The organism is Streptosporangium sp. NPDC023825, assembly GCF_040639575.1.
GTDB lineage: Bacteria > Actinomycetota > Actinomycetes > Streptosporangiales > Streptosporangiaceae > Streptosporangium.
This window is the reverse complement of the sequence record NZ_JBFAAE010000009.1, coordinates 161,961-176,055: the sequence shown is the minus strand read 5'-3', so window position 1 is coordinate 176,055 and position 14,095 is coordinate 161,961. Positions and strand designations below refer to the sequence as shown.

Below are 14,095 nucleotides of genomic sequence, written 5' to 3'. Positions count from 1 at the left end.
GCCTCGCCCGACGCGCCGCGCCGCGGTATACCGCCGGGCCGCGCCCGCCTCGGCGTTACCGTGACGGAGTGATCGATGTCCCCGCCTACCTGCGCAGGATCGGTGTGAAGGTCGACGGACCTCCGAGCGCGGAGTCGCTGCATGTGCTGCACCGGGCACACGTGGAACGTGTGCCCTACGAATGCCTGGAGATCTGGCTGGGCCGCCCGACGACCGTCGACCCGGTGGAGTCGGCCGCGCGGATAGTGCGGGGCCGGGGCGGCTACTGCTACCACCTGAACGGGGCCTTCTCCCTGCTGCTGAAGGCGCTCGGCTACCGGGTGACCCGGCACCTCGGCGGGGTGCAGGGCCGCGCCGGGGGGCCGCCGAACGTGGACGGCGGTCACCTCGTGCTCACGGTCTCGGGACTTCCCGCTCCGGGCAATCCCGGCGGGGAGTGGCTGGTCGACCAGGGCCTGGGCGACGCGATCCACGACCCGCTCCCGCTCGTCGAGGGCACGTACCGGCAGGGACCCTTCACCTACGGCCTGCGTCCCTCCGAGGTGGCACCCGGAGGGTGGCGGTTCGACCACGACCCGCGCGGCGACTTCCTCGGCATGGACTTCCGCGCCGGACCCGCCGGGATGCCGGAGTTCGCCGCGATGCACCGGTTCCTCTCCACCTCGCCCGAGTCGGGCTTCGTCCGCGTGGCCACGGTCCAGCGGCGCGACGCGAACGGTGTCGACATCATGCGGGGTCTGGTCCTGACCCGTCTCGGCGACCGCGAGCACACCCTGACCGCGCGGACCGAACGCGAGTACTTCGAGATGCTGGCCGACGTCTTCGGCCTGTCCCTGCCCGACGTCACCCCTGCCGAACGCGCCAAGCTGTGGCAGCGCCTGTGGACCGCCCACGAGGAGTGGTCCGACTCGTACTGACTCCTCGGGCAGGGCACGGCCCCGCCTCCGGACGGCCCGCGCGGGCCGGTCCTCCCGGCGGCCCGGTCGCGGAGGGCCACGGCCGCCGGGGTGGGGGTCGCGGGGCTCAGCCGTCCGCCGCCAGCGACTCCTTCAGCTCCCGCTTGAGGATCTTGCCCAGCGGGTTGCGGGGCAGCGCCTCGACGATCTCCAGGCGTTCGGGGAGCTTGTACGAGGCGATGCCCTTGCCCCGCAGGTGCTCCACGACCGAGGCGAGATCCACGGTCTGGCCGGGCTTGGGGACGAGCACGACGCAGACCCGTTCGCCGAGGACCTCGTCGGCGTAGCCGACCACCGCCACCTCGGCCACCGCCGGGTGCCCGGAGACCAGCGCCTCCAGCTCGGCCGGGGCGATGTTCATGCCGCCCCGGATGACCAGGTCCCTGGCCCGGTCGACGTAGCGCAGGTACTGCCCCTGCTCTCCGGCGATCTCGAACACGTCGCCGGTCCTCAGGTAGCCGTCCTCGTCGAACGGGTCGGCGGCGGCCGTGCCCGGCAGGTAGCCGGAGAAGACGGTCGGCCCCGACAGGCGGAGCTCGCCGGGGATCCCGGCCTCGACGATCTCCTCGCCGAGGGGGTCGACCAGCTTGGTCCTGGTCGCGCCGAGGGTGCCGGGCCACGTGGTGCCCGGGGCGTCGGGCCGGGGGAAGAAGCGGGCCCTGTCCTCGGGGTCGGGCATGCGCACCGGGTCCGAGAGAAGCGCGACGCCCTCGTTGGAACCGAAGAAATTGATGATCGCGATGCCGTACCTGTCCTGCCAGCCCTTCACCATCGGCGGCGGCAGCGGCGCCGAACCCGAACCGATCCGGGTCAGCGTGGTGAGATCGGTCCTGGCGAGGACCGCCTCCTGCTGGAGCAGCATCGTCAGCAGCGCGGGCGGGGCCAGGGTGTAGGTGACGCCCTCGGCCGCGATCTGCCCGAGGTAGGTCGGCAGGTCGAACGGGTGGTGCTGGACGAGCACCGCACCGGTCTTCAGCCAGGGCAGGAAGACGCCGCCGATCCCCGCCATGTTGACCATGGGGAAGGGGTTGAGGATGACGTCGTCCTCGGTGAGCCCGGGAGCCTCGGCACAGGTGGACGCGACCGCGAGCCAGTCGTAGTGGCACCTCGGCACACCTTTGGGAGTGGCCTCGGTACCGGAGGTCCAGCAGATCGTGACGGGGTCGGCGGGGTGGGCCTCGTACGGGACGCCCTGCCCCTCGTGTGAGAGCGATCCCGGCTGCGGCTCGCGCGAGGAGGGGTCGGGCCCGCCGGAAGGGGCGTCCGGAGTGGGGACGGTGTCGAGGGGGGTGGCGGTGTCGAGGCCGGCGCCCCAGGTGAGGGACGGGATGATCGTAGGCACGCGGGCGGCGGCGGCCGCCGAGGTGACGAAGATCGTGACCCCGGCGAGGGCGCAGAGCTGGTTCAGCTCGTACTCGCGGTACTGCACGGGAAACGGGGTGACCACCGCGCCCACCCTGATCACGGCCAGGAAGGTGACCGCGAGCTCCACGCTGTTGGGCAGCTGGACGGCGACCACGTCCCCGGGTCCGGCGCCCCGGCCGCGCAGCACCCCCGCCACCCGGTCGACCTCGGCGTCCAGCTCGGCCCAGGTGAGCCTCTTGACCCCGCCTGGTAGCAGGTCGGCCTTGTTGGGCGGGTCGGCGATCGCGAGAGCGCCTGGGCGGGCGCTCACCTGGGCACGGAGCAGCCGGTCGATCGTGTCTCCGGTCCACCAGCCGCCGGCGGTGTAGTGGTCGATCCGCTCTTGCGTGTGCAGGCGCTTCATCGCGGCTCCAGGGACGTCGTGGGGAGTGCTCGTGACACTACGAAAACAGAAGCCAGGGGTCAATGGATGGGGTGGAATCATCGTTCATTGGTTCATGTGCCGGTAAGTGACTATGTTGCTGTCCGCGATGGGATAAGCGAACGGGGTGAGCGGGATCGACACTCGAGTGCTGGCAGGCCGTTACCGGCTGCTCAACCCTCTCGCCGAGGGCGGGGCGGGCACGGTCTGGCTCGCCACCGACGAGACGCTCGGCCGCGACGTGGCCGTGAAAGAGGTACGGCTTCCGCCTGACCTCGACCCCGTCAGGCGGCAGGAGGTCTTCGCCTCGGCGATCCGCGAGGCCAACCTCGCCGCCCGGCTCAAACACCCCTCGATCGTGACCGTCCACGACGTGGTCATCGACCAGGACCGGCCCTGGCTCGTCATGGAGCTGCTGTCGGGCTCGTCCCTGGAGCAGACCGTCCTCGGCCGGAGTCCGCTTCCCGCGCACCAGACGGCCAGGATCGGCGTGGGCATCCTCAGCGCGCTCGGTGCCGCCCACGCCGCCGGGGTGGTCCACCGCGACGTCAAGCCGGGCAACGTCTTCCTCACCAGGACCGGCAAGGCCGTCCTCACCGACTTCGGCTTCGCGGTCGCCGACGGCGAGGCCACCTCCGGCCGGACCGGCCACCTGGTCGGCTCGCCCAACTACATCGCGCCAGAACGGCTGCGCGGCGAGCGCGGCGGCCCCGCCTCCGACCTGTGGTCCCTCGGCGCCACGCTCTACTTCGCCGTCGAGGGGGTGCCGCCGCACCCGGCGGAGACCCCCATCGCGGCGATCAGCCGGGTGCTCACCGAGCCGCCGAGGCCGCCGGAGCGCGCGGGCGAGCTGGGCCCGCTGCTGACGCGCATGCTCGACCCGGTCCCCGAGGCCCGGCCGTCCTTCGAGGCCGTCGCCCACGCCCTGGGAGAGCTGGCCGCCGGTCGTACGGTCACCGGGATCCCGGCTGCGTCCCCCGCGTCCCCCGCGTTCCCCGGGTCCTCCGTGCCCCCCGCGCCCTCGCCGTCCCCGGCCCTCGTCTCCGCCCGCTCCGCCGAGCCGCGCCGGAGCCGCACGGCGCTGTGGGCCGCCGCCGAGACGGCCGGGATCGCGGTGGTCATCGGGGTCACCTTCGGAGTGACGTTCCTGCTGACCTCGAACCCCACGGCCGCCGAGAAGCGGGTCAGGCTCAGCGAGAGTCCCGGCGCCTTCGCCACTCCGGTGGACGTGTGCAAGCTCATTCCCGGCGCCATGGCCAGGCAGCTGCTGCCCGCGCTGGCGGGCGAGGGCAAGCCGACCAACGACGGCGGCTGCCAGTGGCCGGCACGGGGCATGGGGCTGGAGGTGCGTCTCTCCGGCGCCGACCAGTGGGGCAAGAGCCCCCGGCAGGCCCACGAGCTGTTCGTGAACCGGCGCCAGAGCGCCATACCGAGCGGGGAGAACGCCTGGAGCTGGCCGGAGATCCAGGCCGGCATCCGCTCCTCCCGCTCCACGGCGCCGAGGACGGTGAAACCCGTCGGGGACGAGGCGTTCGGCTACGACGTCTACGAGAATCGCAAGACCGGCAGGCTGGAGCAGAGCTACGTGGTCGTACGCGTTGACAACCTCGTCCTCGACGTCGGTTACACCGTGGTGGACGGCAGCAAGGACGGCCCGGCGATCCAGGCGGGCGCCCACACCACCGCGACGTGGATCGCGAACGCGTTGAACAAGCAGAAAGCGAGCGGATGAACCATCCAGACGTCCCTCGATCGCAGGGCAGGCACGCGGGCGGGCACACCGCTCCCCCCGCGCCGGGACCCGGGATCGCCGGAGCCGAGGGGCCGCCGATGCTTGAGCAGAGCTCCCTGGAACAGGTGATCGCCCGGTTCGGGCCGATGTCCCCGCAGCAGGCCGCGGTGGTCGGGGTGGCCGTGCTGGACCAGCTCGTGGCGATGCACAGGCAGGGCATGCTGCACGGCGACGTGCGGCCGGGTTCGGTGCTGCTCGGCCCGTACGAGCAGATCGTCCTCGCCGCGCCGTCCCTGCCCTCCTCGCTCTTCACCTCTCCCGAGGGGGTGACCAGCCCGGCCGCCGACCTGTGGTCGCTCGGCGCGACCCTCTACACCGCCGTCGAGGGCCGTCCGCCGTCGCCCGGCGGCTCCCTGGACAACGCGGGCCCGATCGCGCCCGTCCTGTTCCACCTGCTCGCGGGCGACCCCGCCCAGCGGCCCGACCCGGGCGTCCTGCGCGGCGCCCTGATCGACGTCTCCCAGTACCGTCCCGAACCGCCGGCCGCTCCACCCCTCCCGGGCGCGTTCCCGCCGCCCCCGGGGGGCTCGCTTCCCCAGGTTCCGGGAACCCCCGATCCGGGAGTGTCCGCCCCCTCCGGCCCCTTTCCTCCCTTCGCCCCCGGAACCCCGGCCCCCGGAGGCCCGGCCGCCTTCGGGCAGGCGTCCTTCCAGGGTCCCGGAACACCCGGGGCACCCGGGACGCCGGGGCCGCACACCGCGACGGGACCCGGGACGACCGGGCCCACCGCGACCGGGCCGGACATGACAGGGCCGGACATGACAGGGCCGGGCGCGGCCGGACCCCAGGGGTTCGGCACGACCGCGCCGCCCGGGAGTCCCGTAGCCCCCGGGGCCTCCGGATCCCCCGGAGGGCAGGGGGAGGACGGCACCGCTCCGGTCAACGAGAGCGAGGTGACCGCGCCCTTCAGGAAGAACCTGACCGAGCAGATGTCCGCCATCACGGCGAAGCTCCCCCCTCAGGACGTCCCCGTCCCCTCGCAGGTCGCGCTCTCCTCCTCCCCGGGAACGCCGATCGTCTGGCAGGCCCCGCCCTCGATCCCGCCGCAGCAGGACGCCGTCCACCAGGGCCCGCCCCACCCCGGCTCCCCCCAGCAGGGGCCGCCTCATCGGGAATCACCTCCGCAGGGACCGCCCCGGCAGGTGACACCCCAGGGGGGACACCTCCCCTCCGGCGCGCCCGGCTCCACGCCACCGCGCCCGAACCCGCCGGACGCCCCCGCCTCACGCGAGCCGGCCCGTCACCCCTCCCCCGCGGCGGGGGACGCGCCCACCGAGCGGCCGACGCGGACGACGGGGGTGCTCGTACCCCGGCCGGTCGTGGCGCTGACCGGCGTGCTGCTCTTCGGCATGGCGGTCACCATCGGCGTCCTTCTCACCTCGGTGGTCGCGAACTCGGACGACGACCTCTCCGCCGCCGAGCCCTCCGGCGCCAAGGGCCGCTTCGCCACGGTCCCCCGAGCCTGCAGCCTGCTCGACGACAAGCAGGTGAACGAGGTCGTGCCGGGCTTCAAGAGCTCCGAGGTCGAGCGCTCCGTCTGCAACTGGCTCAACCAGCACGACTGGCGCAAGCCCAACGTCGAGAAGTACGACCTGCGGGTCCGGCTGATCGCCCAGAAGCAGGACGGGTCGGAGGTCGCGAGGGCCAGGGAGTATCTGGCGGGCAAGAAGAAGGACCTCGTCGACAAGGGCCAGTTCACCACTCCCAAGCCCCTGCCGCCCAAGGACCTGCGGGGCATCGGCGAGGAGGCGTTCACCTCCGGCGCGTACAACTCCATCAACCTGTACGGAGGCTCCTACAAGGCGACCGTGGTCTTCCGGATCAGCAACCTGATCGCCGAGGTCGACTACGAGCGGGGCGGCGTCAAGGAGGACCCCGACGGCAAGATCTCCGAAGGCGCGCTGAAGGTGGCCCGCTGGCTCACCGAGTCCCTGAAGACCGATGACTGATCGGATGACGGGCCCGCTGCCCGTGCTGGCGGGCCGCTACCGGGCGATCGCGAGGCTCGGCGCGGGAGGGATGGGCGTGGTGTGGCGGGCTCGCGACGAGCTGCTCCACCGCGAAGTGGCGATCAAGGAGGTCAAGCTCGACCCGAACCTGCCCGAGGCGCAGCGCGCCGAGGCGCGGGAGCGCACCCTGCGCGAGGCGCGCGCCGCGGCCAGGCTGGGGCACCCGTCCATCGTGGCCGTACACGACGTCGTGGCGCAGGACGGCCGCCCGTGGATCGTGATGGACCTGGTCGACGGCCGTTCGCTGGAACAGGCGGTCCAGGCCGAGGGACCGCTGCCGCCGCGGCGGGTGGCCATGATCGGCCTGGCCGTGCTGGACGCGCTGGCCCTCGCGCACAGCCGGGGCATCGTGCACCGCGACGTGAAGCCGGCCAACATCATGCTCGACAGGAGCGGCGGGGTGCTGCTGACCGACTTCGGCATCGCCACCGTGGAGGGGGACGTCCAGCTCACCTCCCCGGACGCCCTGGTCGGCTCCCCCGCGTACATGGCCCCCGAACGGCTGCGCGGCGGCGACGGCCCGGCCACCGACCTGTGGTCACTGGGGGCGACCCTGTACACGGCCGTCGAGGGCCGCAGCCCCTTCCGTCGCGACACCTCGGCCGCGACCATCGGCGCGATCCTCACCCAGGAGGCGCCCCCGCCCCGCCGGGCGGGGGACCTGGCTCCGGTGCTCGTCGCGGCGCTGGCCAAGGATCCCCGGCAGCGCCCGGGAGAGGCCGGGCTGCGCGCCGCCCTGCGGCAGGTCTCCCAGGGACTGCCCGCGCAGCCGCTCTCCCAGCTCGCGCCCGCCCTGCCCGGCTCGCCCCTCTCCACGCAGGAGACCGTGCCCGGCAGGCGGGTGGCCTCGCGCCGTCGTACCGGCCTGATCGCCGGGGCCGCGCTGGTCACGGTGGCGGTGCTGGCGACCGGGGCGGTACTGCTGACGACGACCGCGGGCGACCCCGAGGCGTCCGGGTCCCAGTCCCCGGCGCCGCCTGCGGCCGGCACCGGACGGTTCGCCACCGTGCCCGACGCCTGCTCGCTGCTGTCCGCCGCCCAGAGCCGGGCCGTGGCGCCCGGCTCCACTCCGGAACCCGCGGAAGGGCTGAAGGAAGGGGAGGCCCGCTGCGCCTGGGGCGGCCCGACGGAGGCGCGCTGGTTACGGCTCTCGCTGACCCGCAAGGAACCCGTGAGGGCGAAGGCCGCCCCGGAGGTGGCCCACGAGTTCTTCGCCTCCGAACGCACCAGGATCGTCGCCGATCGGGGGGAAGGCCTCCTCGGCGAGACCGGCGCCCTCAGAAACGTCGGCCGGCTGGGCGCGGAGGCCTTCGTCTACGACGTGATCGTGCTGGACCGGGTCAACTCCACGGTTCGTTTCCGGATCAGCAACCTGCTGGTCGAGGTCGACGTGTCGCGGGAGGGCGAGCGCCCGGACGCCGGGCTGCGCGGGCAGGCCCTCCGCGTCGCCCGCCAGGTCGCCGAGAGGCTGAACAGCCGTGACTGAGCGCCCCCGGCCCGCGCTCGGCGCCGCCACACCCGGACGACTCACACCACTCGGCACCGCCCCCGGACCACCCACACGGCTCGGCGCCGCACCCGGACGACAGGCACCGCTCGGCGCCGCACCCGAACGACAAGCACCGCTCGGCGCCGCACCCGAACGACAAGCACCGCTCGGCGCCGCACCCGGACGGCCCACACGGCTCGGCGCCGCACCCGGACGACAGGCACCGCTCGCCCCCACCTCCCCCGGACGACCGACATGACCGATCCGAACCTGCTGGCCGGTCGCTACCGGCTGCTGGAGCGCCGCGACCAGGCCGGGACCAGCTGGCGTTCCCGCGACGAGCTGCTCCAGCGCGACGTCACGATCACCGGGATATCGCTCCCGCCGCCCGGTCCGCACCGCGACCGGCTTCTCGGCCGCATCCGCGCCGCGGCCGACTTCAGGCATCCGAACGTCATCACCCTGCACGACGTCGTCTCCTTCCCCGACCGGGTGTGGCTGATCCTGGAGTCGGTCGAGGGCCGCTCGGTGCTGCGTACCGTCCGGGCCGAAGGACCGCTCACCGCCGAGCGGGCGGCCGAGGTCGGGCTGCACGTGCTGGACGCGCAGACCGCCGCCCACGGGCGGGGCGTCCATCTCCTGGCCGGCCCGGAGAGCGTGCTCCTCACTCCGGACGACAGGGTCGTGGTCACCGACTTCGCCATCTTCGACACCACCGACGAGTTGCGCGACCTGGGCACCGTCCTGTTCACCGCCGTCGAGGGACAGGCCCCGGGCACCGGGCCGCACACCGGGTCGCGCCCGGCGGGCGGCATCGCCCCCGCCTCCGGGGACGCCGGCGGAGCCGGACCCGCCGCGGGGGACACCGGCGCGACGGACTCCGGTGCGACGGGCTCCGGCCCGCTGGCCCCGCTGCTGGAGGGCCTGCTGGCGACCGGGCCCGCCCACCGCCCGGACGCCACCACGGCCCGCACGGTCCTGCAGGGACTCACCTCCCGCCCCGCGAGGTCCCGCCCCCGCCACCTGCTTCCCGTGGCCGCCGCGCTCGCCCTCCTGGCCGTCGGCGGTACGGCGTTCTGGCTCTGGCCCCGCCCCGCGACCCAGCCGCGGAGCGCGGCTCCGGCTCCGCTGCCCACCTTCTTCGCGAAGGCTCCGGACCCGTGCTCCCTGATCTCGGGGGAACACGCCGGACGTCTCTACCTCGCGCCTTCCCCGTCGAGGAAGAAAACGGCGTGCGCCTGGCACGCGGCGGACCCGACCGCGCCCGACAGCCTCCGGAACACGCTGGAGATCACCGTCGTCCGCGAGCCGAAAGCGGCGCTCGCCCATGCCACCTACCTCCGCCTCCGCTCAAGGGACGCGAAGGACACGCGGATCGTGAGCGCTCCGGCCGACGTGCCCGGTCTCGGCGACGAGGCCTACGTCTACCAGCTCAGCAACGGCCATTCGAGCGTCAACTCGGTGGTCGTCCTCCGGGCGGGAAACGTCGTGACGGCCCTGCAGTATCACCGGTTCACCGTTCCGGACGCCGGCGGCAGAGGATACGCCGGAGCGCTCCAGGCGGCCCGCTGGGCGGTCGACTCGCTGCGCGGCCGGAAATGAGCGCGGCCGGAGACGAGCCCCGGACCGCCGTCACCCCGGTAGGACGAAACGGACCTCGCGCCGCTGGAGCGGCCGGCCGCACGCCTGGCACAGCAGGACCGGCTGGAAGGTGGCGCCGCAGGGCGCGTGGGTGATCGACAGGGCCGAGCCCTCGGGGGCGGGGAGCTCGCGCTGGGCCCAGTCGACCAGGAAGGCGAAGACCTCGAAGAAGGCCAGCCCCTTGTCGGTGAGCCGGTACGAGCCGTCGGGCCGGGCGTCGAAGACGCGCAGCTCGACGAAGCGGCGCAGCCGGTCGGTGAGCACCGAGGGCGCGATGCCGAGACCGGACTGGAAGTCGACGAAGCGGCGGATGCCCAGGAACGCCCCGGCCAGGACACTCGTGCTCCACCGGTCGCCGAGGATCTCCATCGACGCCGGGCAGTAGCCGATCAGGTCGGCCGGGGCGTCGGAGCGGACCGTGCGGCGGTGCCGCCGAGGCGGGCCGATCCTGGAGAACGTGGCCAGCGGGCCGGGCTCGGTCCGAGTGTCACGTGCGCTCATCGGCTCCAGGCAGGAACCGCACCCGAGGTACGGTTTGGCGTCCTGGCCGCACCGCTCGTGCAGCAGCGGCGGGAGCCGTCCCGGATCGACCCAGTCGCGTTCCCACGCCTGGATGGCCACCAGCAGGGCCCACAGCCGCAGCCCGCGCTCCGTCAGCCGGTACTCGTAGCGGGTGCGGCCGTCGCGGTACGCCGACAGCTCGAAGACGCCGTGGTCGACCAGCTCCCTGAGCCTGGCGGCGAGAACCGACTCGGAGATGCCCAGCGCGTCGCGCCAGCCGGCGAAGGTCCTGATCCGCAGCAGGAACGCCCGCTGCAGGATCAGCAGCACCCACCGGTCCCCCAGGATCGCCAGCGCCTGCCCGATCGCACTGAGCTCGGCTCGCGGCTCCCCCTCGGTGCCGTCCACAGCCTGTCCTCCCGATGGTCGCGTGGTCGTGCTCGTCGCCGGCGGGCGGGGCCGTACCCGTTTCCGACGCACACGGTGATGTTCGTCGTCATCAAGCATGATCGTGCCCGTTTCCGGCGAGCACGGTCGTTCCCACTCCCGGCGAAACCGCCAAACTACCAACCCGGCGCCGCCCGGACGGCTCGGTGCCCCTCCCGGCCACGCGTGGGCGGAGAACGGTCATTGACGGGCTGACTTCTTTTATCATAGCGTCAGGGCATGGCGGAACCTGTGGTGGTCATGGACGAGTCGGGCGAGCCGAATCCGTACCTGCTGGGCGTCTACGCGCCGGTCCAGGACGAGATCACGGCCGAGAACCTCAAGGTCATCGGCGAGATCCCGAAGGACCTCAACGGCGTCTACCTGCGCAACGGGCCCAACGCGCGGTTCCCGATGAAGGGGCGCTACCACTGGTTCGACGGCGACGGCATGGTGCACGCGATGCACTTCGAGAACGGCAAAGCCCGTTACCGCAACCGCTACGTCAGGACCAGGGCGTTCGAGGCCGAGTCGGCGGCCGGGCGGTCCCTGTGGACCGGCGTGATGGAGAACCCGAAGGGCAATCCGTTCGGCAACACCCGCGGGCTCGGCCTGAAGGACTCCGCCAACACCGACGTGATCTTCCATCGCGGCCAGGTCCTCACCACGTGGTACCTGTGCGGCTCCCCGTACGGCATGGACCCCCTCAGCCTGGAGACGCTCGGCGTCGAGACCTTCCTCGACACGCTGACCGGCGACTTCATGGCCCACCCCAAGGTCGACGAGCGGACCGGGCAGCTGTTCTGGTTCGACTACGGGCCCCGCAGGCCCTACCTGCGCTACGGGGTGGTCGGCGCGGGCGGGCAGGTCGAGCACTGCGTGGAGCTGGAGCTGCCGGGAGCGCGGCTGCCGCACGACATGGCGATCACCGAGAACCACGCGATCCTCATGGACCTGCCGCTCTACCAGGACATGGACGCCGCCCGCCAGGGCCGCTACAAGCTGACGTTCGACCGGGAGCTGCCCTCGCGCTTCGGCGTCATCCCCCGGCGCGGGCAGGCGCACGAGATCCGCTGGTTCGACGCGAAACCCTGCTACATCTACCACGTCGTCAACTCCTGGGAGGAGGACGGGGAGATCGTCCTGGACGTCTGCCGGGTGAGCCGGCCCGCGCCCGCCGGGAGCGGCAGCCCGCTGGCCCGCATGATCTCCTACCTCAAGCTCGACGCGCGGATGTACCGCTACCGCTTCGACCTGCGCACCGGCCGCACCTCCGAGGGGTTCGTGGACCCGGACCACAACACCGAGTTCCCCTCGGTGGACGCCAGGCTGACGGGTCTGCGCTCGCGCTACGCCTACAACGTGTCGGTCAAGGACGCCGCGACCAATCTCTTCGACGGCCTGGTCCGCTACGACAACGTGAGCGGCGCCAAGGAGACGTACCACTACGGCGAGCACCGCTACGGCAGCGAGGCCCCGTTCGCGCCGCGCGACGGCGCGACGGACGAGGAGGACGGCTACCTCGTCAGCTTCGTCACCGACGAGCGCGAGGGCACCTCCGAGGTGCAGGTCCTGCACGCGGCGAACCTGGGCGCCGGGCCGATCGCCCGGATCGTCCTGCCCCAGCGGGTGCCGCTCGGCTTCCACGCCACCTGGGTACGCGCCGACCAGCTGAGGGGCTCGGCCACGTGAGGCCCGCGCACGACCTTCGACGGGAGCCGGAACAGGTGACGACATACATCTACGAGACCGTCAGAACCCCCCGGGGCAAGGCGAGGCCAGGCGGGGGGCTGGCGGACGTGACGCCGCTGACCATGCTGGAGAGGCTCCTGGACGCCCTGCGCGAACGGACCGGCGTGGAGCGGGCGGACGACATGATCGTCGGCTGCGCCTCGCAGAACGCCGAGCAGGGCGGCAACCTGGCCAGGACCGCGGCGCTGACCTCGGGTTTCGACGCGCCCGGCATGACCGTCAACCGCTACTGCACCTCGGGCATCGACGCGGTCCGCACGGCCTTCGCGCTCGTGCAGTCCGGGCAGAGCCGCACCGTGGTCGCCGGAGGGGTCGAGTCGGTCTCCCGGGTGCCGATGTTCTCCGACGGCGGGCCGCTGTGGACCGACCCCGCGGTGGTGGACCGGGTCGGGTCGATCCACATGGGCGTCGCGGCGGACCTGGTCGCGACGGTCGAGGGCTTCGAACGCGAGGAGCTCGACGCGTACGGCCTGCGCACCCAGACCCTGGCCGCCGAGGCGTGGGCCGCCGGGCGCCACGACCGCTCGCTGGTGCCGGTCAACGACCTGCGGCGCGACGAGCACGTGCGGCCGGGCGTGACCCTGGAGGCGCTCGCCGCGATGGAACCCGCCTTCGCCGGGCAGGACGACCAGGACGCCGTCGTCCGCAGGCACCGCCCCGAGGTCGGCGAGCTGCGCCACCTGCACACCCGGGGCACCTCGCCCAGCCTGTGCGACGCGGCCGGCCTGCTCCTGGTCGGTTCCGGGACGACCGGCGCGGAGCTCGGCCTGCGGCCCAGGGCCAGGATCGTGGGCACCGCGACCGCCTCCGTCGACCCGGTCACCATGCTCACCGCGGGCCAGCTCGCGGTCGAGCGGGTCGTCGCCAGGGCCGGGCTCACCCCCGACGACGTCGAGGTCTACGAGTTCGCCGAGGCGTTCGCCGCGCTGTGCCTGAAGTTCCAGCGGGACCTGAAGGTCGGCGAGGACCGCTTCAACGTCAACGGCGGCACCATCGCGATGGGCCACGCCTTCGGCGCCACCGGGGCCATCCTCGTCGCCGCCTGCGCGGACGAGCTCGAACGCCGCGGGGCCCGGTACGGCGTCGCCGCGGTCAGCGGGGCCGCGGGCAGCGGTTCCGCCGTGCTGCTGGAGCGTGTCGCGTGAGGCTGGGCGTCTCCCTGGGACTATGGCAGGACCGGCCGGCCGAGGAGGCCCTGCTGACCGCGAGGGCCGCCGACGAGCTGGGCTACGACGAGCTGTGGGTGGGCGAGATGGCCACCTACGACGCCTTCGCGCTGGCCACCGCGATCGGGCTGTCCACCGGCCGGATCGGGCTCACCGTCGGGCCGCTGGCGGTGGCCGTACGGGACCCCATGATGATCGCGATGGGGGTGGCGTCGGTGGCCGGCCTCGTCGGGAGGCCGGTGAACGTGGCGGTCGGCACGTCGAGCCCGCTCGTCGTCGAGGAGTGGCACGGCAGGTCACGGGCGCGGTCGGCCGCCGTACTGCGGGAGACGGTACGGGCGCTCAGGCCACTACTCGATGGCGACAAATCCGATTTTTCAGGTGAATGGGTGAAGAGTCGCGGCTACCGGCTCCGGCTCCCGGCGCCCCGCGCCGAACTGACCGTGGCCGCCTTCGGCGCCTCCGCCGTGCGGACCGCCGCGACGGCCGACCGGATGGTGCTCAACCTGATCACGCCCGCCTCCGCCGCCCGCCTGACCGCCGGCCTCCGCGCGGCCTTCGGGGCGGTACCGGTGCT

The 14,095-nt window shown here is 73.2% G+C and carries 10 protein-coding genes; 8 read left to right on the top strand and 2 right to left on the bottom strand.

The features are described 5' to 3' along the window. Positions 1–68 precede the first annotated feature (68 nt). Positions 69–917 (top strand): arylamine N-acetyltransferase, encoded by an 849-nt coding sequence (locus AB0G15_RS11610; RefSeq protein WP_362837730.1) that lies wholly within the window; start codon positions 69–71, stop codon positions 915–917. A gap of 106 nt (positions 918–1,023) precedes the next feature. On the opposite strand, the gene AB0G15_RS11605 is transcribed toward AB0G15_RS11610, so the two are convergent. Next, a complete protein-coding gene (locus AB0G15_RS11605) occupies positions 1,024–2,724 on the bottom strand; it encodes a class I adenylate-forming enzyme family protein (RefSeq protein WP_362837728.1) in 1,701 nt (566 codons plus the stop codon). Positions 2,725–2,869: 145 nt separating this feature from the next. Here AB0G15_RS11605 and AB0G15_RS11600 point away from each other — a divergent pair, with 145 nt between their 5' ends. From AB0G15_RS11600 to AB0G15_RS11585, 4 genes are all read left to right on the top strand, one after another. Then, positions 2,870–4,474 (top strand): protein kinase, encoded by a 1,605-nt coding sequence (locus AB0G15_RS11600; protein WP_362837726.1) that lies wholly within the window; start codon positions 2,870–2,872, stop codon positions 4,472–4,474. A gap of 98 nt (positions 4,475–4,572) precedes the next feature. Next, positions 4,573–6,483, top strand: coding sequence for a hypothetical protein (locus AB0G15_RS11595; protein ID WP_362837724.1), 1,911 nt, complete (start codon positions 4,573–4,575; stop codon positions 6,481–6,483). Then, the gene (locus tag AB0G15_RS11590) at positions 6,476–8,029 is read left to right on the top strand and encodes a serine/threonine-protein kinase (RefSeq protein WP_362837722.1); all 1,554 of its coding nucleotides are present in this window, start codon (positions 6,476–6,478) and stop codon (positions 8,027–8,029) included. The genes AB0G15_RS11595 and AB0G15_RS11590 overlap by 8 nt, the downstream gene beginning before the upstream one ends. Before the next feature lie 258 nt (positions 8,030–8,287). Beyond that, complete coding sequence (locus AB0G15_RS11585) at positions 8,288–9,634, top strand: hypothetical protein (RefSeq protein WP_362837720.1); 1,347 nt, start codon at positions 8,288–8,290, stop codon at positions 9,632–9,634. 30 nt (positions 9,635–9,664) lie between these two features. Here the strand turns inward: AB0G15_RS11585 and AB0G15_RS11580 are convergent, their stop codons facing one another. Further along, the gene (locus AB0G15_RS11580; protein ID WP_362837718.1) at positions 9,665–10,582 is read right to left on the bottom strand and encodes a helix-turn-helix domain-containing protein; all 918 of its coding nucleotides are present in this window, start codon (positions 10,580–10,582) and stop codon (positions 9,665–9,667) included. A 258-nt stretch (positions 10,583–10,840) separates the two neighbouring features. Between AB0G15_RS11580 and AB0G15_RS11575 the strand changes: the two genes are divergently transcribed. The 3 genes from AB0G15_RS11575 to AB0G15_RS11565 all read left to right on the top strand — a co-directional run. Next, a complete protein-coding gene (locus tag AB0G15_RS11575; RefSeq protein ID WP_362837715.1) occupies positions 10,841–12,292 on the top strand; it encodes a carotenoid oxygenase family protein in 1,452 nt (483 codons plus the stop codon). A 35-nt stretch (positions 12,293–12,327) separates the two neighbouring features. Continuing rightward, positions 12,328–13,497 carry an acetyl-CoA C-acyltransferase gene (locus AB0G15_RS11570; protein ID WP_362837713.1) on the top strand — a complete coding sequence of 390 codons (1,170 nt, stop codon included), beginning with the start codon at positions 12,328–12,330 and terminating at the stop codon, positions 13,495–13,497. After that, positions 13,494–14,095: LLM class F420-dependent oxidoreductase (locus AB0G15_RS11565; protein WP_362837711.1), on the top strand; the 602-nt coding region annotated here is incomplete at its 3' end. The genes AB0G15_RS11570 and AB0G15_RS11565, both read left to right, overlap by 4 nt.